The organism is Halobellus inordinatus, assembly GCF_024464655.1.
GTDB lineage: Archaea > Halobacteriota > Halobacteria > Halobacteriales > Haloferacaceae > Haloquadratum > Haloquadratum inordinatus.
Genome location: NZ_JANHAV010000005.1, coordinates 57,809 through 76,253 on the forward strand (window position 1 = coordinate 57,809; position 18,445 = coordinate 76,253).

Consider the following 18,445-nt stretch of genomic DNA (forward strand, 5'->3'; position numbering starts at 1 on the left):
ACCGTTCGACACCCGGTTGCTCCGGATGTCCGCCTCACGCGAGCGTGCCGAGCCGATCGGCCGCGTAACCGAACACGTCCTCGTAGCCGTACGCCGAGAGGAGCACCGGGTAGAACTCGCTGTCTGCGCTGTAGGACTCTCCATCGGCGGCGGCGACGGGGTCGCCCGGCGCGACGCGCTGGAAGTTGTCGACGAAGACTCGGTAGTCTTCGGCGGGGTCCTTCGGAATCTGATCGAGCAGGCGGAAGACCGTCACTTCGTCTTCCTCCCGCCGGTGTAGCGACAGCGGCGGTTCGACGTCGCCTTCGATCGGCGCGGGCAGCACACCCGTCGCCGACAGGAACGCGCGAACGAGCCAGTAGGCGTTCGTCGCAGCCTCCTCGGTTCCCTGTAGCCCGGTCTCGACCTCGATCGTGTGTGCGTGATCGATGAGCCGACCGCCCGCGAACGAGCCCGTCTCGACGAGGTACTCGATCGGGAGGTGCGGACAGATCGCCCGCGACACCGCGCCGACCTCGTCGACGAGTGCGAACGGCTCGGCGTACGACTGCGTCGAGTGCAGCGAGAGGACAGTCTTTCCCCTGAGTTCGCGCACGAGATCGTGCGCGAGTCGGCCTTCGTGCGTCGTTGCGTTCGGATCGCCCGGGAACGTCCGGTTGAGGTCCTCGTCGAGGTAGCGGACGTCGGCCGCAAGCGCCTCCTCGTTGGCGACGATGAGCTTTACCGGCCGCTCGACGTCCGGATCGGACGCGATGAAGCGTTCGATCGCCCGCTCCCCGCAGGGTTCGTCTCCGTGGACCGATCCGACGACGGCGACCTCGGGTGTCCCCTCCCCGAGTTCGTAGATTCGCATTGATTCTCGTCAAGTGACGGAGAGTCAAATCTCTTTGTTTGTGGGGACCGAAGCAGCGAACGTGACAGACCACACCCGCGACGACACAGTGGGGCCGCCGACGACCGGTACGCCGACCGGTTGGGATCCGACGCGGGCCGCGTCGAACGGGTGGGAGCACGGGACGCTTCGCCGGGCGACGATCCACGGGGTCCGACTCTACAACTCGGGGGCCTTCCACGAGTCGCACGACTGCTTCGAGGTGGAGTGGTACAACTACGGTTCGGGGACGACCGAAAGCGCGTTTCTCCACGGAATGGTTCAGGTCGCCGCCGGCGCGTACAAGCACTTCGATTTCGAGGACGACGACGGAATGCGCTCGCTGTTCCGTACCGCGCTGCAGTACCTCCGAGGTGTCCCCGACGACTACTACGGCGTCAACGTCCACGACGTCCGAGGGACGCTGGGCGACGCACTCGACGACCCGACAGTCCTGGAGGGGTGGCGGATCGAACTCGACGGTGAGCGTCCGGCGGCAGATAGACTGGACCGCGAGTACGCCGAGCGGCTAGAGTAAGCGGACGACGGCAGTCACGCGCTGTCTTCCACGTCGCTCGCCCGCGCCAACTCCTCGAAGGCCGCCCACGAGGGATCGACGTCTGGATGTGAAATCTCCGCACCGTCGACCGCGACGCCCGTCCCCGATTCGACCGTTCCAGCGACGCCGACCGGCGTTCCCTCTGACTCCAGCGCGCCGACGACGTCTGCAGTGCGATCGGGATCGACCGTCAGCACGAGCGTCCCGCCGGTGGTCGCCTTCCACGGGTCGATCCCCAGCGCGTCGGCGGTCTCGCGGACGCCCGGCAAAAGGGGGATTTCGTCCGTGGAGAGATCGAATCGGACGCCAGCACCGTCTGCGACCTCGACGAACGCGCCGAAGAGTCCGCACTCGGTCGCGTCGTGCATCGCGTTGACGCCGCCCACCGCGGCCGCCGTTATCGCGTCGCGGACGCAGGACGCGTCGTCGAGGCGGGACTGCGCGGCCGCCAGCGTCGCCGCGTCGAGGTCGAACTGCTCGGGGAACAGCGACGTGAGGAGCCCCGTGGCCTCCACGCCGGGACCCTTCGTCACGAGCACGTCGTCGCCGACGCGTGCGCCGTCCGGGCGGATCAGGTCGTCGTGATCGCCGACGCCGAGCGCCGTCGCGCCGCCGACCCACGGAAACGAACAGCCGCTGTAGCGGGCGGTGTGGCCGGTGACGATCGAGACGCCGAGGTCCGCGGCCTCTCGGTGCATCGACTCCCACAGCGTCGCGAACGACTCGTCGTCGAACTCGGGCGGGAGCGTGAACGAGATGGCGAGATGAGAGGGAGCGAGTCCGGAGACGGCGACGTCAGCGAGGACGAAATCGAGCGCGAACCGCCCGGCGCGCTCGAATCCGAGGCCCGGAAGGACGGAGACGGGATCGGTCGCGATAGCGACGGCCGTACCGTCGAGATCTAGCACGCCGAAGTCGACGCCGTGCGTCGGACCGAGCGCCACGTCGTCGCGGTCGGCACCGAGATGCGGGAAGACGTACTCGTCGAAGAACGAGCGATCGACTTTGCCGAGATCCGCCATATTCGACGGTCTCTCCGGGGCGATTTGAACGTGGCGCTGTCGCCCGATCGTCAGCGGGGACCAGTCGCTCACGACGTTGTTTCGACAGTCGGCCGCAGGGGGTCGCCCCCCGACCGACCGGCTCATGAAGGGACGCGAGCGCGAATCCAACGGAGCTCATCCCGCCGGCGCGACGACCTCGCGTCACCTGACCTTTTCCCGGGTCCGTATAAGTATCTCGCTAAGTGTACTCTTAAGATATATATAGTCCGAGGGGCGGCGATGGAGCCAACTGCGACACCGAAGCGATCGCCGGCTGGAACCGGAGAGCGGAGTTAGGGGGCCGTGCGAAACTGCCGCGTGAGTTCGGCCAGCACCCGATCCGACTCTTCGTGGTGCAGCCAGTGCGTGACGTCACTCGCTCGCCGGAGCCGCGTTTCGAGTGCGGTCACTGGTCGGGATCGACCGAGATCTGGTCGACGAGCGCTTCTTCGACGGAGTCACGCTCCCACTCCCGCGGTGTACTGCCGCCGGCTTCGGCGCGGATCTTCTCTTCGAGGAGGTTCACTGCAACCGTGTTCGCTCCCTCCGGGACGATGAGGTCGGCGTGCCGCTTCGTGGGCTCGACGAACTGTTCGTGCATCGGCTTGACCGTCGAGAGGTACTGATCGATGACGCCCTCCAGATCGCGCCCGCGGTCGATCACGTCGCGTTGGATACGGCGAAGGATTCGGACGTCGGCGTCGGTCTCGACGTACAAGCGGAGATCGAGCATCTCGTTGACCTCCTCGTCGTAGAGCGCGAAGATCCCCTCGACGATGATGACGTCCGTCGGTTCGACCGTCTCGGGATCGTCGGTCCGGTTGTGGGTCTCGAAGTCGTAGGTCGGCATCTCGATGGGCTGTCCTTCCAGGAGCGTCGATACCTGCTCGCGGATCAGTTCCCACTCGAACGCCGACGGGTGGTCGTAGTTGACGTCCTCACGCTCCTCGAAGTCGAGGTGGCTCAGATCCTCGTAGTAGTTGTCCAGCGGGATCCGCGTGACGTCGTCGCCGACGTTCTCGGTGATGAGGCGCGCGACGGTCGTCTTCCCCGCGCCGGTGCCGCCCGCGATCCCGATGACGAACGAGGGGATGGTCATCTCTTGATGGGCGGGTCCCCGAGCGCTTGAGCGTGGCGATTTGGAGGTCTGCTGGTGCGTCTTTGGGACAAGTGAACAAATCCGACCCGGACGAGATTGGACAATCACTGACACGCCTCCCTAAAACATCAGGAGTCGATCAGTACGACCCCACGCTCGTCCTGGCCGGGAATAGCAGACACCGGGTACGGGCGGATCTCACCACGTGAACTGTTGTCATTGTATAGTGCATATACCCGAACGCACAGTATTGTAACGGATACATTTATACGGAGGAGTCCCCTTCCGAGGGATATGGCACGTGATATCGTACGGCGCGACTTTATGAAGCGCGTCGGTGCGGCTGGTGCAATCGGTGCAACTGGACTCGCAGGCTGTATTGGAAGCCCCGGAGATAGCGGCGGCGACGGTGGGGGTACCGAAAGCGGAGACGGTGGCGGCGAAACCACAACGACCGGCGGCGGTGGCGGCGGCAGCGGCGGCCCGGAAGGCCTCGTCGTCATCGGGTACCCCGAAAGTGGGGTTCAGCTGTTCCGTGACTACTACAGCCAATCTGACGGCAGCGAGGAGATTCTCGTTCCCGACGGTCTCCGCGACGGCGCGATGCCGGGCCAGGTCGGGAACGAGATGGCGAACGTCACCGGGACGGCCCCGGCCGCTGGCGGGCCGAACCAGGAGGCGTTCAACACGCTGTTCCAGGACGAGTACGGCTCCTCGCCCGGCGTGTTCACCTCGCAGACGTACGACTCCGTCGCGATTCAGCTCCTCGCGAACGCCGCGGCCGGCGCGAACGACGGAACCGCGATCCGCGATCAGATGCGCCGGATCGCGAACCCGGACGGGATGACCGTCACGCCCGAGAACCTCGTCGAGGGCGTCGAGGCGGCCGCAAACGGCGAAGACGTGAACTATCAGGGCGCGTCGTCGGCGACGAACTTCAACGAAGACGGCGACCCGGCGTCCGCAGCCTACTCCATCTGGGAGTTCGCCGACGGCGGGACGAGCCAGGTCGAAGTCCAGAACTTCGAGGGCGAGAACCCAGACGGCGCCGGTCCTTCCGCCGACAGCGGACCGGGCGGCAGCGACCGCGAGATGTCGGTCGGAATCTTGCTCCCCGAGACCGGTGACCTCGCCTCCGTCGGACAGCCGATGATCCAGGCGGCACAGATCCCCGTGAAGCAGATCAACGAGGCCAACCCCGCTGGTCTGTCGGTCAACGCGCAGATCGAGGACACCCAGACGTCGCCGAGCGCCGGTACCTCGGCCGCCGAGACGCTCGCGAGCGCCGGCGTGCCGAGCGTCTGCGGGTCGGCGTCCTCGGGCGTCAACGTCCCCGTCTCACAGCAGGTGTTCATCCCGAACGAGATCGTCGGCTGTTCGCCGTCGTCCACCGCGCTGTCGGTGTCGAACCTCGACGACGACGACTACATCTTCCGGACGGCGCCCTCGGACTTCCTGCAGGGCCGCGTGATGGCGCAGGTGATGTCCGAACGGCTCGGCGTCAGTTCCGTCTCGACGCTGTACGTCAACAACGACTACGGCCAGCAGCTCTCGGATCGCTTCAGCAGCGTCTTCTCCGAGCAGTTCGGCGGCGAGGTCTACCACAAGGTCGCCTTCAACAAAGGCGAGTCCTCGTACTCCTCCGTCATCGAGACGGCGCTGTCGGGACCGGACAGCTAGAGCGGCCCGTTCGATCGATTCCGAATTTTTTCGACGGCGACAACCGAGTAGCGCCGCGAGCGATCGCTACCCGGCACCGTCTGCTGTCGTCTGAGGTCGTCACCGGACACTGTCTACTGCAGTCCGTGGGATCGAAAAGAAGGTGCGACGGCCGTATTATCCGCCGAGGAAGTCCTGACGGACCTGCTCGTCGTTCAGCAGCACGTCGCCGTCGTCCATATACCGATTCTGGCCGTTCGCGAGGACGTAGCCGCGGTCACAGCGCCGCAGCGCCTCCTTGGCGTTCTGCTCGACCATCAGGATCGCCGTCCCGTCGTCGTTGATCGCGTCGATGCGGTCGAACATATCGTCGACGAGGTCGGGCGCGAGGCCCGCAGAAGGTTCGTCGAGTAAGAGCAGCGAGGGATCGAGCATCAGCGCGCGGCCCATCGCGAGCATCTGCTGTTGGCCGCCGGACATCGTGCCCGCCTTCTGGGTCTGCCGCTCTTCGAGGATCGGGAACCGGTCGAAGACGGCGTCGAGGGCGTCCTGTGGCACCTCGTCGAGGATGTACGCGCCCATCTCCAGGTTCTCGCGAACCGTCAGCGACGCGAAGACGTTGTGGTTCTGCGGGACGTAACCGATACCCTCGTGGATGATCTCCTCCGGACGGAGGCCGGTGATGTCCTCGTCCTCGAAGGTCACGGTCCCGCCCATATGGGTCGTGAGCCCGAAGACGGACTTCATCACCGTCGACTTGCCGGCCCCGTTCGGACCGACGATGGTGACGTACTCGCCGTCGGCCACGTCCATATCGACGTCGGTCAGGATCTGGAGATCGCCGTAGCCGGCGTCGAGATCCCGAACTTCGAGTAAGGACTGGTCTCCGCGCTCCGGAATCGTCTCACGGGAGACCGCGGCGCCGTCGCCGTCGGCTCCCCCAGTAGTGTCTGCGCTCATACGTTCCCTCCGAGGTAGGCCTCGATGACCTCTTCGTTCGCCTGTATCTCTGCGGGCGTGCCCTCCGTCAGGACCCGGCCCTGGTGGAGGACGATGACGCGTTCGCAGTTCTCCATAATCAGGTCCATATCGTGTTCGACGAGCAGGAACGTGTACCCCTGCTCGCGGAGTTCGTGAATGTGATCGAGGAGCCGCCGCTCCAGCGACGGATTGACGCCGGCGAACGGCTCATCGAGCAGCAGCATATCCGGGTCAGTGAGCAGCGCCCGCGCCATCTCCAGGAGTTTCCGCTGGCCGCCCGAGAGGTTCCCGGCGTACTCCTCGGCGATGTGGTCGATCTCGAAGAACTCGAGTACGTTCCAGACGCGGTCGAGCAACTCGGACTCCTGCTCTATGACGTCGCCGCGGAACCCCGGCGTCACCGACCGCCACAGCGCCTCGCCGCGCTGGTACTTCGGTGCCAGCATCATATTCTCGAGCACCGTCATCTCCTGCAGTTCGCGGGCGATCTGGAACGTCCGGACGAGCCCCCTGTTCGCGATGGCGTGGGCCTTCTCCCCGGTGATGTCCTCGCCGTCGAACGTCACGGTTCCGGAGTCCGGCTGGAGCATCCCCGTGATGAGGTTGAACGTCGTCGACTTCCCGGCGCCGTTCGGGCCGATCAGTCCGGTGAGGCTCCCGCGTTCGACCTGGAAGGACGCGTCGTCGACGGCGGTGATCCCACCGAAGGACTTCCGCAGACTGTCCACCTGCAGCGGGTACTCCTCGCTGACGCTCGGGCCGCCGGAGCCGAGGTTCAGTTCCGTCGGCGCGTCGCCGACAGCGCCGGCGCCTGACGTGGCCCCGGATTCGACACCCGGTTCGTCGCCGTCGCCCGCGTCGGCCGCCTCACTCATCGGAACCACCTCCGGAAGCGGATTCGCCGCCATCGGTCTCCGCTGTTCCGCGCGCACGCGCCGCGGTCAGCGGGATGCCGGCGGCCGTCTCCTTGCGGTAGCCGAGCATTCCTTCCGGTCGGTTGTGCATCAGCCAGATGAGCACGAGTCCCATGAACACGAGTTGGAGTTGTCGGATGCTGTCGATCGTGTAGAAGAACAGCGGTGCCGGGTCGAAATTCGAGATGAGCGGCGCGATTGCCGGACCGAATCCCGACGGCGCGTCCGCGTTCGGCAGGACGGTGTCGACGAGGTTCTTCAGGTACCGCGGCCCCTGATAGAGCAGCGCGGCGAAGACCGCGCCGCCGAGAACACTTCCCGTGTTCGACCCCGCGCCGCCGATGATCAGCGCGATCCATACGAAGAACGTGATCCGCGGCCGGAAGAAGTTCGGCGTGACGGCACCGCTCGTCATCAGCCAGAGGATGCCCGCCAGGCCCATCAGCGCACAGCCCAGCATAAACGCCTTAATTTTGAACCGGTTCGTGTTCTTCCCGAGCGAGTTCGCAACGTCCTCGTCTTCACGGATGGCCTTGAGGACGCGGCCGAACGGCGATTCGCCTGTGCGCTTGAGCAGCCAGTAGAACGCCGCGACGAAGAAGAGCAGCACCACGCCGTAGACGAGGCCGTCGACGACGGGTTTCGGGTTGTTGGGAACGAGCACCTCGAACGAGTCGACGAAGCCCAGATACGCGTCCCAGAGGCCGAAGAATCCGAAGAACGCCTCCAGCGGGTCGGTGAAATCGAGGATGAGCCCCGATCCGCCGCCGAAGCCGACGCGCTCGCCGAGCAGTTGGAACTGCTGGAGTTCGCCCGAGAGGAACGAGAAACGGACGATTTCGGACATCGCGATCGTCACGATAGCCAGGTAGTCCGCTCGCAACCGGAGTGCCGGGAGCGCGATCACCAGCCCGAGAAGCGCCGCCGCGACCATCCCGGCGATGATGCCGACGACGAGCGGCAGTCCGAGCCCACCGACCTGCGCCGCGCCGCCAGATTCATAGAGCGGTTTCGAGACCAGCGCCATCACGTAGATACCGACGGCCATGAAGCCGACGATACCGATGTTGAACAGCCCGGTGTACCCCCAGTGGAGGTTGAGCGCGAGCGCGAGCATCGCGAAGACGCCGATGTAGAACGTGAGGACCGCGATGGTGTTGAGTTGGCCGCGCAGCGAGTAACCGAGGCCGACGCCGATCAGGACGTACGCGGCGTAGATAACCAGGAGAACAGCCACGATGAGCCCGGCGTCGCCACCCGGTAAGCGCGCGGAGACGTCGTCGCGGACGCTCATGCTGTCGACCTCCCGGAGAAGATGCCCTCAGGTTTCACGAGCAGCAGGACGATCATCACCGCGAAGGCCGCCGCGCGGGCGAACGCCGACGGGATCCAGATGACCGACACCGACGCTGTCAGCCCGATCGCGAGGCCGCCGACGATAGCGCCGTAGATCGAGCCGATGCCGCCGAGGATGACCGCGGCGAAGATGAGGAGCAAGAGGAGCCACCCGTCGTTGAAGCCGAGTGTGCCCTTCCAGAGGATGAACATATAGCCGGCGACGCCGGTGAGGCCGCCGCCGATGACCCACACCGAGCGCACGACGCGCTCGGTCGGGATCCCCGTGATCTGGGCGAGATCCTCGTTGTCCGCCATCGCCCGCATCGCCTTCCCGAGTTTCGTCATCTGCAAGAGCAGGTGCACGGCGAGCATCAGCCCCCCGGCGACGACGACGACTGCGATGTCGTGGGCGTTGATTCGGACGGCCCCGTCGACGAAGTACAGCGAGATCGACGGCGGCTGTGACGTCGTGCCGCGGACGCTCGATCCGAAGACGAACTGCATCAGATACCGCAGCGCGAACGCGACGCCGACGCTCGTGATGAGAAGCGTGATGCCGTCCTCGTCGCGGATGGGCTTGAAGACGAGCCGATCGATGCCCAGCGCGAGGACGACGGTGGCGACACCGGCGACGAGCGCGCCGGCGGCGACGGCCAGCGGCGTCCCGGTGACGCCGATGCCGAGCGTCCCGCCGAAGACGGATCCGCCCGCGCCGACGAGCAACAGCGCCCCCACGTCGGCCCGACCGAGGCCGGCGACGAGGTACGTCGTCGCCCACCCGGAGAACGCGCCCGCGGTGATGAAATCACCGTGCGCGAAGTTCGCGAAGTTCAGAATACTGTACGTCATAGAGAGCCCGATGCCCGCGAGACCGATCACCAGCCCGCGCATCAGCCCGTCCCAGACGAGCGAGCCGACGCTGCTGAACGACGTCTGTCCGGTCGCGAGACCGGAGAGCAGGTCGTACAACAGAATGATCCCGACGAGCGCCAAGAGAACGGAACCGGGCCGTGCCACCGCGAACTGACGTCCGCGTGTGTATGTCTCGGCGATACCCATTGATAACTATCCTCACGATGTTTGCGGTCGGGAAACGATGATAAGTCTTTCTTCCCGCGGTGACGCGCCGACGTGATTCGGTCCAGGGTCGGGAGCAATCCGAACTGTTTCGTCAGTTGTCAGGTACGTTCCCCTGTCATTAGATATCACTCACCGATTCGTTCAAGCGGCCGGGGTGTCTCAACAGGGACGATGACGTCGCGCACGCGACCGTTGCTCGGACTCGCGACGCTCGTCGCGGGTATCGGCACCGCCGGGAGCCTGTATTTCAGCCTCGGGCTGGGGCTGGTCCCCTGCGAGCTCTGCTGGTACCAGCGCATCCTGTTGTATCCGCTCGTTGTCGTTCTGGGCGTCGCGACGCTCGAAGACCGTCCGGGCGTCGCTCGCACCGTGCTGCCGCTCTCGCTGCTCGGCCTCGGCGTCGCGACGTACCACGTGGTCCTCCAGGTCCGACCCAGCGTCGGTGGGACCTGTTCGGTCGGTGGCGGCTGTTCGTCGATCCTCTATCCGATGCTGGACGGCCTGTTGACGATCCCCCGGCTCTCGCTGATCGCGTTCGTCCTCGTGACGGCCCTCGTGACCGCCTCCTGGCGGCTTCGCGGCCGAGCGTGGCCCTAAACGGGATCATCGCCCGACGTCGTAGGATCGATCATCGGGCGCGGGTAGTCGACGCCGAGTTCGACCCCGTATCTCGCCTGTTCTGATTCCGACAGCGTCCACGGTTCGTGAGCCTTCTGTGGGACTAGCCCGTCGAGTTCGGGAATCCAGCGCGTGACGTACTCGGCTTTGGGGTCGTACTGGTGGGCCTGCGCGAGAACGTCGAACGCCCGCTGTCGGGAGTCGTTGCCGACGCCCGCGATGTACGCCCAGTTGCCGTAGTTCGAGGCCGGATCGTAATCGAGGAGTTGGGTCTCGAAGTACGCCGCGCCGCGTCGCCAGTCGATCGTGAGGTCGTTCACGAGGAAGGACGCGACGTTTTGTCGTCCGCGGTTCGAGAGATATCCGGTCGCGTTCAGTTCGCGCACGTTCGCGTCGACGAAGGGGATACCCGTCTGCCCGGTTCGCCACCGTTCGAACTCCTGTTCGTCCCATCGCCAGTTGACGTCGTGGCGGCGTCTGAGACCGCCGGGGGCGAAGAACTGCGCGCCGTGCTTCGCGAGTTGGAACTGAAAGAAGTCCCGCCAGCGGAGTTCGGAGACCAGCCAGTACGTCGAGTCGTTCGAGACTCGCTCGCGCTCGTAGCGCTTGACCTCCTCGAAGACGCGCCGCGGCGAGAGATTGCCCTCGTTGAGCCACGGAGAGAACTTCGAGGAGTAGTCGGGACCGACGAGACCGTTTCGCGCCTCGCGGTACTCGCGGAGGTGGCCCCCCTCCCAGATGTACGACGTCAGGCGGTCGAGTGCGGCGTCTTCGCCGCCCGGAAAGGGGTGGACCGCGCGCTCGTCGATCTCGTCGGCGTCCTCGCCGGCCCCGAGTTCCGCGTCCGGCGATCCAAGTGAATCGACCGCGACGTCGACGTCCGGGATCGAACCGGGGCGAATCGCGTCAGCGTCGACGCCGGTGTCGTCGCCGCCTGGAATCGGCGCCAGCGACGGGCGCGGATACGTCTCTCGGACAGCCGAGTCGGCCTCGATCGACTTCCGGAACTTCGTGTAGGTGTCGCTGATCGCGGTGTACGGCGTCGGGAGGTCGGCGATATGATGGAGCGTCCGCCCCCAGAACCGACGCGGCGTGACGCCGCGCTCGCGCAGTGCTGCCGTCACCGCTGCACGAACCGCTCGCTCGTCCGGTCCTGGGAGGTCGTGGAACGTCACGACGTCGGCGCCCACGGCGTCAGCGAGGTTGGGCAGCACGACTTCGGGACGACCACGACGCACGAGGAGGTCCGAGCCGAGCCCGCGCAGTCGGTCGCGCAGGCCGTCGAGAGATTCGCGCCGGAAGCGCACTCGCCGCGTCCCCAGTTTCTCGTAGCGGAAGGAGTCGGCGCCACCGTACGGCTGCATCCCGTGCGTCCGCGGGTCGACACAGTAGACTGGGAGGACTCGGTCTGCCGCGGCAGCGGCGGCGAGCGCTTCGTTGTCGTGCGTTCGCAGGTCCCGGCGGAACCACGCGATGGCCGTGTCGGGCATCACTGTCGAGAGGGAGCGGCACGTACCTGAGCGTGACGGCCACAGCCACCCGCAGTGTACGCCGCGTCCGGTCAGTTACCGCTGAGCCGGTGCCACAGGGAACTGCGCTGCGTGAGGAGTTGATAGAGTGCGGAGAGGACGACGACGCCGAAAAGCAACAACCCAATGAGCGCCGGGCTGAGCGCACGCACGACCGGGACGCCGATCATCGCCGCGACCTGTGAGAGCGCGCCGAGCAGCCCGAGTCCCAGGTAGTACTCCGCCCACGAGATGCCGTACTGTGGGACGACCTCCATATAGACGCCGACGTCTTCCGCGTTGTCTGCCAGCGAGACGGTCTTCGCGTCGGGGTCGTACTCGACGATCCCGAGTTTGTCGAGCTTCGGAAGGTGCGTTTGATGCAGCGAGACGTACACGCTCTGTCGGACGTTCCGCGGCGGTGGCGACTCGTCGGCCTCGATGCCACCGATGTGCTCGGAGAGATCGGAGACCGTCTCGGTACCATCACCCGCCCGTAACCGTTCGAGTACGAGCCGCCGCCGATCGTTTCGGAGCACGTCGTGAATCTCAGATGCGGCAAGCTCCGCGCTGTCGGCCTCCGGCTCACTCCCGCCCCCACTCATACTACTCCACTCTGTGAGGGCTACCTACATGAATGTGTCCGAAAATGACGTGTCTGCGACTGCTATCGGTGTGAGAAAGTGGGTCGATATGTGGACCCAGGCCGGCCCGGCGCCGAGACTGCGACGTTACTCGGTCGGGCGCGGACGGGCGGTAAAGAGCGTCTGTACCAGGCTGTACGGATCGTAGACCGACTGGTGGCACTGGCAGTAGACGTCGTTTTCCGCGTTGAACTTCGCCGAACCCTCGCTCTTGTACTTCGGGACGCAACAGAAGTGCGTGCACTTGTTGAGCCACGCGATGAAGCCCTCCTCCGTCGAGGCTTCGATCCAGGGGTCGTTCTGGGCCATCTGTTCGACCTGTTCGGACTTGATGACCTGGATCGGAATGACGTCCTCGGCGTCCTCCGAGCGCCACCGGCCGGTCGCCGGTTTCCCGAGGCCCGGATCACCGACGTCGTTGGACCATTCTCTGTAGTCGGAGAAGTCGTCGACGTGGAGTTTGTCGCCTTCGGAGTACGTCTCGCTCTGCCAGTCGTAGCCGGGGTTCGAGCCGACGCGGAAGTAGTTGTCCGAGTCGTAACCGGGCTCGATCCCAGCGTAGGATTCGACGCCGCAGTACTGGAACCACTCCGACGTGTAGGCCACGCCCGAGCCCTTGTAGTCCTCCGTCTCGGCGATCTGGACCGAGATCCCTCCTTGTTGTTCGGTCTTGACCTCGGGCCAGACGCCCTTGAGATACCCCTCGTCGTCGATCTCGACGGGAATCTGTGGCATTCCGCGCGGCGCCGGACCCGCGGTGTTCTCGATAGCGTACGCCTGCGTCGAACCGCCGCCCGCGCCGGGCGACTGCGTCGCAGAATTGATTGCGGCCGCACCCGTCGCGCCGACGCCGGCGAGTGCCGCGCCCCCCACGACACCTTTGACGAATCGGCGGCGACCCGAGTCCGCCGGGTACTTGTCGCGCTCGCTCATACCCGAGTGTTCGTCCCGCCGGTAAAAAGGATGACGAAACCCCCGGTCCGTCTCTCGTCGCTGGAACTCCCGACGGTCGCTTAGATAATATCACGGATTTCGATCCAGATCTGAAAGGGCGTTCGACCCGAAACACAGAATGGAAATTTCTCGACAACTCGGTGGTTTTTTACTCGGACGACAGAATATCCCACGGTATGGGATTACACAGTAGGGACGTAAATCAGGACGTCCGTGAGCTTGGAGCGCTCTTGGGCGACGTATTGGCCGAGCAGACGTCACGAGGATCGTTCGAGACCGTCGAAGACATTCGGACCGCCGCCATCTCGTACCGGAAGGGCGAACGGGAGTCCCGGGCGGAACTCGATCGACTCCTCGACGGCCTCTCGCCGGAGGGCGAAAGCGTCGTCGCCCGCGCGTTTACGACGTACTTCGAACTCATCAATCTCGCAGAGGAGCGCGAACGCGCACGCGTCGTCCGTGAGGCGTCCCAGGCGGACAACCTCGAAGACGGACTCGTCGCGACTGTCGAGACGCTCATCGAAGCCGATGCCGACGCCGAAACCGTCCAGCAGGTGCTCGACGACGTTCTCATCGAGCCGACGTTTACCGCACACCCGACCGAGGCCCGCCGAAAGACGGTGAAGGCGAAACTTCGATCGATCGCGAGCCGGCTAGAGGAACTCGACGAACGGCGCGTGACGGACCGCGAACACGATCAGTTGTGGCGGAAGATCGACGCCGAGGTCACGAGCCTCTGGCAGACGTCGCAGGTTCGCGAGCGCCGCCCCGAACCACAGGACGAAGCGCGGAACGTTCAGTGGTATCTGGAATCTATCCTCTTCGACGTCGTCGGCGAAGTCTACGCCGAGTTCGAGGATCTTCTCGCAGACGAGTATCCGGAGGTCGACGTTCCCAAACTCTTCGAGTTCCGGTCGTGGGCGGGTTCGGATCGCGACGGCAACCCATTCGTCACGCCCGAAGTGACGACCGATACGCTCGAACGGCAGCGATCGGTGGTGCTCGAAAAGTACAGCCAGTCTCTCAAGCGTCTCTCGGGCGTGCTGAGTCAAGACGGTCGCCGCATCGACATCGGCGCCGAACTGGAACGCTCGCTGAAGGCCGATCGCTCGCGGCTGCCGGGCGTCGCCGACGAGGCGAAAGAGCGCTACCCGGGCGAACCGTACCGTCAGAAACTGAAGCTGATGCGCGAGCGCCTCCGTCGCATCGAGGACGTCCGGCCGGACGGCTACGGCGACGAGGCGGCGTTCCTCGACGACCTCGAAGTCATCGACCGTAGCCTCCGATCGACGGGCGCGGATGTCGTCGCCGACGAGTACGTCGAACCGCTGATGCGGCAGGTCGATACCTTCGGATTCACGCTCGCGAGTCTGGACCTCCGCGATCATCAGGAGAACCACACCGAAGCAGTCCACGAGGCACTCGAACACGAGGGCATCGACTACTACGGCCGCGACGAAGACGGGCGGATCGAGGTACTGACCGAGGCGATTCTCCAGGACGAACCGATCCTCGATCTCGACGAACCCGGCGACGTCTCCGAGACGGCCGAACGCGTCCTGCGACGCTTCGAGATGCTCGGCGAGTGGCAACGCGAGTTCGGCGTCAGCGCCATCGACACGTACTGCATCTCGATGACCGAGGAACCGAGTCACGTGCTGGAGGTGCTCTTCCTCGCCGACCAGGCAGGTGTCGTGTCACTCCCGGACCACTGCGGACTCGACATCGTGCCGCTCTTGGAGACGGAGTCGGCGCTCAACGGCGCGCGCCGGATTATGGGGACGCTCTTCGAGAACGCGGCTTACGCGAAGGCGCTCGACGCCCGCAACGACGTCCAGGAGATCATGCTCGGCTACTCCGACTCCAACAAGGAGAACGGGTTCCTGGCCGCGAACTGGGACCTCTACAAGAACCAGCGTCGCCTCGCGAACATCTGCGACGACTTCGACGTGAAGATGCGACTGTTCCACGGGCGCGGCGGGTCGATCTCGCGCGGCGGCGGGCCGATGAACGAGGCGATGCTGGCGCTCCCCAACGAGACAGTCACCGGACAGATTAAGTTTACCGAGCAAGGCGAGGCCATCGCCGAGAAGTACGCGAACCCACAGATCGCCGAGCGGAACCTCGAACAGATGCTGAACGCGCAGGTTCGCTCGCGGTACCAGGCGATCTGCGAGCCCGAAGAGGACGTCAGCGAGGAGTGGGTCGACGCGATGGACGAGATGGCGACGACGGCCCGAAAGCAGTACCGCGACCTGCTCGAATCCGACGGCTTCGTCTCGTACTTCGGGCAGGCGACGCCGATCGGCGTCATCGAGGACCTGAATCTCGGCTCCCGACCCGCGTCGCGATCGGGCGAACGCACCGTCGAGGACCTGCGGGCGATCCCGTGGGTGTTCTCCTGGACGCAGTCGCGCTGCATCATCACCGGCTGGTACGCACTCGGCGCGGGGATCCGAACGTATCTCGACGAGGGCGGCGACCTCGGCGTTCTCCGGGAGATGTACGAGGAGTGGCCGTTCTTCCGGACGACGCTCGACAACGCGTCGCTGGCGCTCGCACGGACCGACTTCGACATCGCAGAGCACTACGCCGAGCTCGCGGATCCGGACCTCCGCGAGGAGTTCTTCCCGCACCTTCAGGCGGAGTACGAGCGCGCGCGCACCGCCGTACTCGACGTCACCGACCGGGAGGCGCTACTCAAGCGTGAGTGGCTCGACGAGAGCCTTCGACGCCGGAACCCCTACGTCGACCCACTGAACCTCCTGCAGACGCATCTGCTCGCCCAGACGCACCGAACTGACCACGAGGAGCAGACGCTCCGACTGACGGTGAAGGGCATCGCGGCAGGAATGAAGAACACGGGGTAGACTGCGGGTCAGATCCGCTGAGACACTCCGCCTCCGAAGGGGATCTGGGCGAACAGTCGGCACAGCAACTCCCGATGACTCGGGCTGACTCCCGCGTCGACGTGCCGAACGACCGCTGCCCGACGCGGGGTGCGTCCTACGTCACGGCAAGGATGGCCCCGGCTTCGTATATAAACGCTCGTTCGAGAGAGCCGTCGTCCCTGCCCGCCGGGATGATGAGACGGCTACGGCTGATTCCAGGGCGCATCGGGAGCGTCGACGACGCGGTGGCGGCGGTCGATACCGTCGATCGCGGCGACGTCTTCCGCCTCCAATTCGAGGTCGAGCGCCCCGTAGTTCTCGCGGATGTGCGCCCGCGTGGCCGACTTCGGGATCGGTGTGACGTTTTCCTTCGCCAGTAGCCACGCGAGCGACACCTGCGCCGGCGTCGCGTCGTGTTTCTCGGCGACGTCGACGATCGTCGGCACGTCCGCGACCCGCCCGCGGACGATCGGCGAGTACGCGACGAGCCGGTGCTCGTGTTCGACCGCGTATTCGTGGAGTTCCCGCTGGGGGAGCAGCGGATGCATCTCGACTTGGTGCGCCGCGAGCGGGGCGTCGAGGCGCTCGATCGCCGTCTCCAGTTGGTCCGGGCCGAAGTTGCTCACTCCCACGCGGTCGACGACGCCCTCGTCGACGAGCGCGTCGAGCGCCGGCAGCGTCTCGTCGGGATCGTAGCCCGCCGCGGGCCAGTGGACGTACAGGAGATCGATCGTGTCCACGCCGAGGCGCGCGGCGCTCGCGCGTGCGGTCTCGGTTACGTCGCCGTACCCGAGGTTGTCCGTATCGAGCTTCGTCGCCACGAGCACCTCGTCGGCGCCGCGGTCAGCGCGCGCGAGACCCTCTCCGACGAGCGCCTCGTTGCCGTACCCCTGGGCGGTGTCGACGTGGTCGTACCCGAGATCGAGGGCTGTCGCGACGGCGGCCGGGCACGTCTCGGGGTCAGTCAGCTTGTACGTTCCGAGTCCGAGCGCCGGGAAGTCCATACTCGACTTTCGAATACTAGGCTCTCGACAGTTTCGGTGCCCGGAGCAGGTGTCGATCCACTGACGCCGGTGTTCCTTTGTCAGTTCCGCACCAACGTGGCCGTATGTCCCGCTCCGACTCTCCCCGACTCCTCGTCTACGGTGCCTACGGATACACCGGTCGTCTCGTCGTCGAACGAGCCGTAGAACACGGCTACGAACCGCTGGTCGCCGGCCGCGACCGCACGAAGACGCGCGGCGTCGCCACCGCCCACGGCCTCCAAGCACGACCGTTCGCAGTCGAAGACGCCGCCGACCACCTCGGTACCGTCGACGTCGTCCTCAACTGCGCGGGGCCGTTCGACCAGACGGCCGATCCGATGGTCGACGCCTGTATCGAGACCGAGACCGACTACCTCGACATCACCGGCGAACTGCAGGTCTTCGAGCGGATCCACCGCCGCGACGGCGACGCCGAGGCCGCCGGCGTGACGCTTCTGCCGGGAGTCGGCTTCGACGTCGTCCCGACGGACTGCCTCGCGACGCACCTCCACCGTCGCCTGCCCGACGCGACTCACCTCTCGCTCGCGCTCGAATCCGAGGGCGGCGTCTCGCCGGGGACGCTGAAGACGATGCTGTCGGACATCGGGTCCGGCGGAGCGGTCCGACGCGACGGCGACCTCCGCTTCGAACAGATCGGCGCGCGGACCCGCGTCGTCGACTTCGGCGAGGGGTTGCGCCGGGCGATCTCGATCCCGTGGGGCGATCTCTCGACGGCGTATCACTCGACTGGGATTCCGAACATCGACGTGTACCTCTCGCTTCCGAAGAACGCACGCCGGGCATTCTCGCTCTCCCGGTACGCCGGCGGCGTGCTCGACGCCGACCAGGTACAGCGCGCCCTCTCGTGGCTCGTCGACCGGTACGTCGAGGGCCCCGACGAAGCGGCCCGCTCCGCGGGCGAAGCGCACATCTGGGGCGAAGCCAGGTCCGACGACGACCGCGTCGTCTCGCGCCTCCGCACGCCCGACACGTACCGAATGACCGTCCGGACGGCACTGTTGGTCGCCGAAAAAGTGCTCGACGGCGAGGCACCGACGGGCTATCAGACGCCGGCCTCGGCGTTCGGGCCGGATCTCGTCCTCGAAGTGCCCGGCGTCGAGCGGGTCGATCTGAACGGTGACGAGGTCGTCGGAGAGGAGTCGACCGCGGCGGAGTAACGCGCTGCAGGAAGGGTGAGACGGGAAGATTCGGACAACTATGCGTGTGGGTCGCTCGCAGGGGATCGGTCGCTCCGAAACGG

16 protein-coding genes are annotated in these 18,445 nt (G+C 65.8%); 5 read left to right on the forward strand and 11 right to left on the reverse strand.

What is annotated here, in order from left to right; genetic code table 11:
- Nucleotides 1-34: 34 nt before the first annotated feature.
- Entirely contained in the window at nt 35-853 is an 819-nt protein-coding gene (locus NO347_RS10555) for a M14 family metallopeptidase (protein WP_256289562.1), read from the reverse strand.
- A gap of 61 nt (nt 854-914) precedes the next feature.
- On the opposite strand from NO347_RS10555, the gene NO347_RS10560 reads away from it, so the two are divergent.
- Nucleotides 915-1,409, forward strand: a complete 495-nt coding sequence (locus NO347_RS10560) for a DUF309 domain-containing protein (RefSeq protein WP_256289563.1) — start codon at nt 915-917, stop codon at nt 1,407-1,409.
- Between the two features lie 14 nt (nt 1,410-1,423).
- On the opposite strand, the gene NO347_RS10565 is transcribed toward NO347_RS10560, so the two are convergent.
- Together NO347_RS10565 and udk are read right to left on the reverse strand one after the other, a co-directional pair.
- Nucleotides 1,424-2,452: an AIR synthase family protein gene (locus NO347_RS10565; protein WP_256289564.1), complete on the reverse strand. Its 1,029-nt coding sequence runs from the start codon at nt 2,450-2,452 to the stop codon at nt 1,424-1,426.
- Nucleotides 2,453-2,879: 427 nt separating this feature from the next.
- The gene (gene udk, locus NO347_RS10570; protein WP_256289565.1) at nt 2,880-3,572 is read right to left on the reverse strand and encodes a uridine kinase; all 693 of its coding nucleotides are present in this window, start codon (nt 3,570-3,572) and stop codon (nt 2,880-2,882) included.
- Between the two features lie 294 nt (nt 3,573-3,866).
- On the opposite strand from udk, the gene NO347_RS10575 reads away from it, so the two are divergent.
- Nucleotides 3,867-5,252, forward strand: a complete 1,386-nt coding sequence (locus NO347_RS10575) for an ABC transporter substrate-binding protein (protein ID WP_256289566.1) — start codon at nt 3,867-3,869, stop codon at nt 5,250-5,252.
- Between the two features lie 156 nt (nt 5,253-5,408).
- On the opposite strand, the gene NO347_RS10580 is transcribed toward NO347_RS10575, so the two are convergent.
- Genes NO347_RS10580 through NO347_RS10595 form a run of 4 tightly spaced genes read right to left on the reverse strand, consistent with a single transcriptional unit; the run spans nt 5,409 to nt 9,355 of the window.
- Nucleotides 5,409-6,191, reverse strand: a complete 783-nt coding sequence (locus NO347_RS10580) for an ABC transporter ATP-binding protein (protein ID WP_256289567.1) — start codon at nt 6,189-6,191, stop codon at nt 5,409-5,411.
- Nucleotides 6,188-7,087: an ABC transporter ATP-binding protein gene (locus tag NO347_RS10585; RefSeq protein WP_256289568.1), complete on the reverse strand. Its 900-nt coding sequence runs from the start codon at nt 7,085-7,087 to the stop codon at nt 6,188-6,190. Before NO347_RS10585 ends, NO347_RS10580 begins: the two co-directional genes overlap by 4 nt.
- A complete protein-coding gene (locus tag NO347_RS10590; protein ID WP_256289569.1) occupies nt 7,080-8,420 on the reverse strand; it encodes a branched-chain amino acid ABC transporter permease in 1,341 nt (446 codons plus the stop codon). Before NO347_RS10590 ends, NO347_RS10585 begins: the two co-directional genes overlap by 8 nt.
- Nucleotides 8,417-9,355: a branched-chain amino acid ABC transporter permease gene (locus NO347_RS10595; RefSeq protein WP_256289734.1), complete on the reverse strand. Its 939-nt coding sequence runs from the start codon at nt 9,353-9,355 to the stop codon at nt 8,417-8,419. The genes NO347_RS10590 and NO347_RS10595 overlap by 4 nt, the downstream gene beginning before the upstream one ends.
- A gap of 360 nt (nt 9,356-9,715) precedes the next feature.
- Here NO347_RS10595 and NO347_RS10600 point away from each other — a divergent pair, with 360 nt between their 5' ends.
- Nucleotides 9,716-10,141: a disulfide bond formation protein B gene (locus NO347_RS10600; protein ID WP_256289570.1), complete on the forward strand. Its 426-nt coding sequence runs from the start codon at nt 9,716-9,718 to the stop codon at nt 10,139-10,141.
- On the opposite strand, the gene NO347_RS10605 is transcribed toward NO347_RS10600, so the two are convergent.
- The 3 genes from NO347_RS10605 to NO347_RS10615 form a co-directional block, all read right to left on the reverse strand.
- Nucleotides 10,138-11,655 (reverse strand): DASH family cryptochrome, encoded by a 1,518-nt coding sequence (locus tag NO347_RS10605; protein WP_256289571.1) that lies wholly within the window; start codon nt 11,653-11,655, stop codon nt 10,138-10,140. The genes NO347_RS10600 and NO347_RS10605 overlap by 4 nt on opposite strands.
- A gap of 68 nt (nt 11,656-11,723) precedes the next feature.
- Nucleotides 11,724-12,275, reverse strand: coding sequence for a DUF7344 domain-containing protein (locus NO347_RS10610; RefSeq protein WP_256289572.1), 552 nt, complete (start codon nt 12,273-12,275; stop codon nt 11,724-11,726).
- A 126-nt stretch (nt 12,276-12,401) separates the two neighbouring features.
- Entirely contained in the window at nt 12,402-13,247 is an 846-nt protein-coding gene (locus tag NO347_RS10615; RefSeq protein WP_256289573.1) for a Rieske 2Fe-2S domain-containing protein, read from the reverse strand.
- Nucleotides 13,248-13,444: 197 nt separating this feature from the next.
- Between NO347_RS10615 and ppc the strand changes: the two genes are divergently transcribed.
- Nucleotides 13,445-16,138 (forward strand): phosphoenolpyruvate carboxylase, encoded by a 2,694-nt coding sequence (gene ppc, locus NO347_RS10620; RefSeq protein ID WP_256289574.1) that lies wholly within the window; start codon nt 13,445-13,447, stop codon nt 16,136-16,138.
- Nucleotides 16,139-16,362: 224 nt separating this feature from the next.
- On the opposite strand, the gene NO347_RS10625 is transcribed toward ppc, so the two are convergent.
- The gene (locus NO347_RS10625; protein WP_256289575.1) at nt 16,363-17,163 is read right to left on the reverse strand and encodes an aldo/keto reductase; all 801 of its coding nucleotides are present in this window, start codon (nt 17,161-17,163) and stop codon (nt 16,363-16,365) included.
- A gap of 104 nt (nt 17,164-17,267) precedes the next feature.
- Here NO347_RS10625 and NO347_RS10630 point away from each other — a divergent pair, with 104 nt between their 5' ends.
- The gene (locus NO347_RS10630) at nt 17,268-18,362 is read left to right on the forward strand and encodes a saccharopine dehydrogenase family protein (protein ID WP_256289576.1); all 1,095 of its coding nucleotides are present in this window, start codon (nt 17,268-17,270) and stop codon (nt 18,360-18,362) included.
- Nucleotides 18,363-18,445: the final 83 nt, after the last annotated feature.

Excerpts from the sequence above, each read along its gene's own strand:
- NO347_RS10585 (WP_256289568.1), bottom strand. The coding sequence starts at position 7,087 with ATGAGTGAGGCGGCCGACGCGGGCGACGGCGACGAACCGGGTGTCGAA.
- ppc (WP_256289574.1), top strand. The coding sequence starts at position 13,445 with ATGGGATTACACAGTAGGGACGTAAATCAGGACGTCCGTGAGCTTGGA.
- NO347_RS10575 (WP_256289566.1), top strand. The coding sequence starts at position 3,867 with ATGGCACGTGATATCGTACGGCGCGACTTTATGAAGCGCGTCGGTGCG.
- NO347_RS10555 (WP_256289562.1), bottom strand. The coding sequence starts at position 853 with ATGCGAATCTACGAACTCGGGGAGGGGACACCCGAGGTCGCCGTCGTC.
- NO347_RS10580 (WP_256289567.1), bottom strand. The coding sequence starts at position 6,191 with ATGAGCGCAGACACTACTGGGGGAGCCGACGGCGACGGCGCCGCGGTC.
- udk (WP_256289565.1), bottom strand. The coding sequence starts at position 3,572 with ATGACCATCCCCTCGTTCGTCATCGGGATCGCGGGCGGCACCGGCGCG.
- NO347_RS10590 (WP_256289569.1), bottom strand. The coding sequence starts at position 8,420 with ATGAGCGTCCGCGACGACGTCTCCGCGCGCTTACCGGGTGGCGACGCC.
- NO347_RS10615 (WP_256289573.1), bottom strand. The coding sequence starts at position 13,247 with ATGAGCGAGCGCGACAAGTACCCGGCGGACTCGGGTCGCCGCCGATTC.
- NO347_RS10600 (WP_256289570.1), top strand. The coding sequence starts at position 9,716 with ATGACGTCGCGCACGCGACCGTTGCTCGGACTCGCGACGCTCGTCGCG.
- NO347_RS10630 (WP_256289576.1), top strand. The coding sequence starts at position 17,268 with ATGTCCCGCTCCGACTCTCCCCGACTCCTCGTCTACGGTGCCTACGGA.
- NO347_RS10610 (WP_256289572.1), bottom strand. The coding sequence starts at position 12,275 with ATGAGTGGGGGCGGGAGTGAGCCGGAGGCCGACAGCGCGGAGCTTGCC.
- NO347_RS10565 (WP_256289564.1), bottom strand. The coding sequence starts at position 2,452 with ATGGCGGATCTCGGCAAAGTCGATCGCTCGTTCTTCGACGAGTACGTC.
- NO347_RS10625 (WP_256289575.1), bottom strand. The coding sequence starts at position 17,163 with ATGGACTTCCCGGCGCTCGGACTCGGAACGTACAAGCTGACTGACCCC.
- NO347_RS10595 (WP_256289734.1), bottom strand. The coding sequence starts at position 9,355 with ATGCGCGGGCTGGTGATCGGTCTCGCGGGCATCGGGCTCTCTATGACG.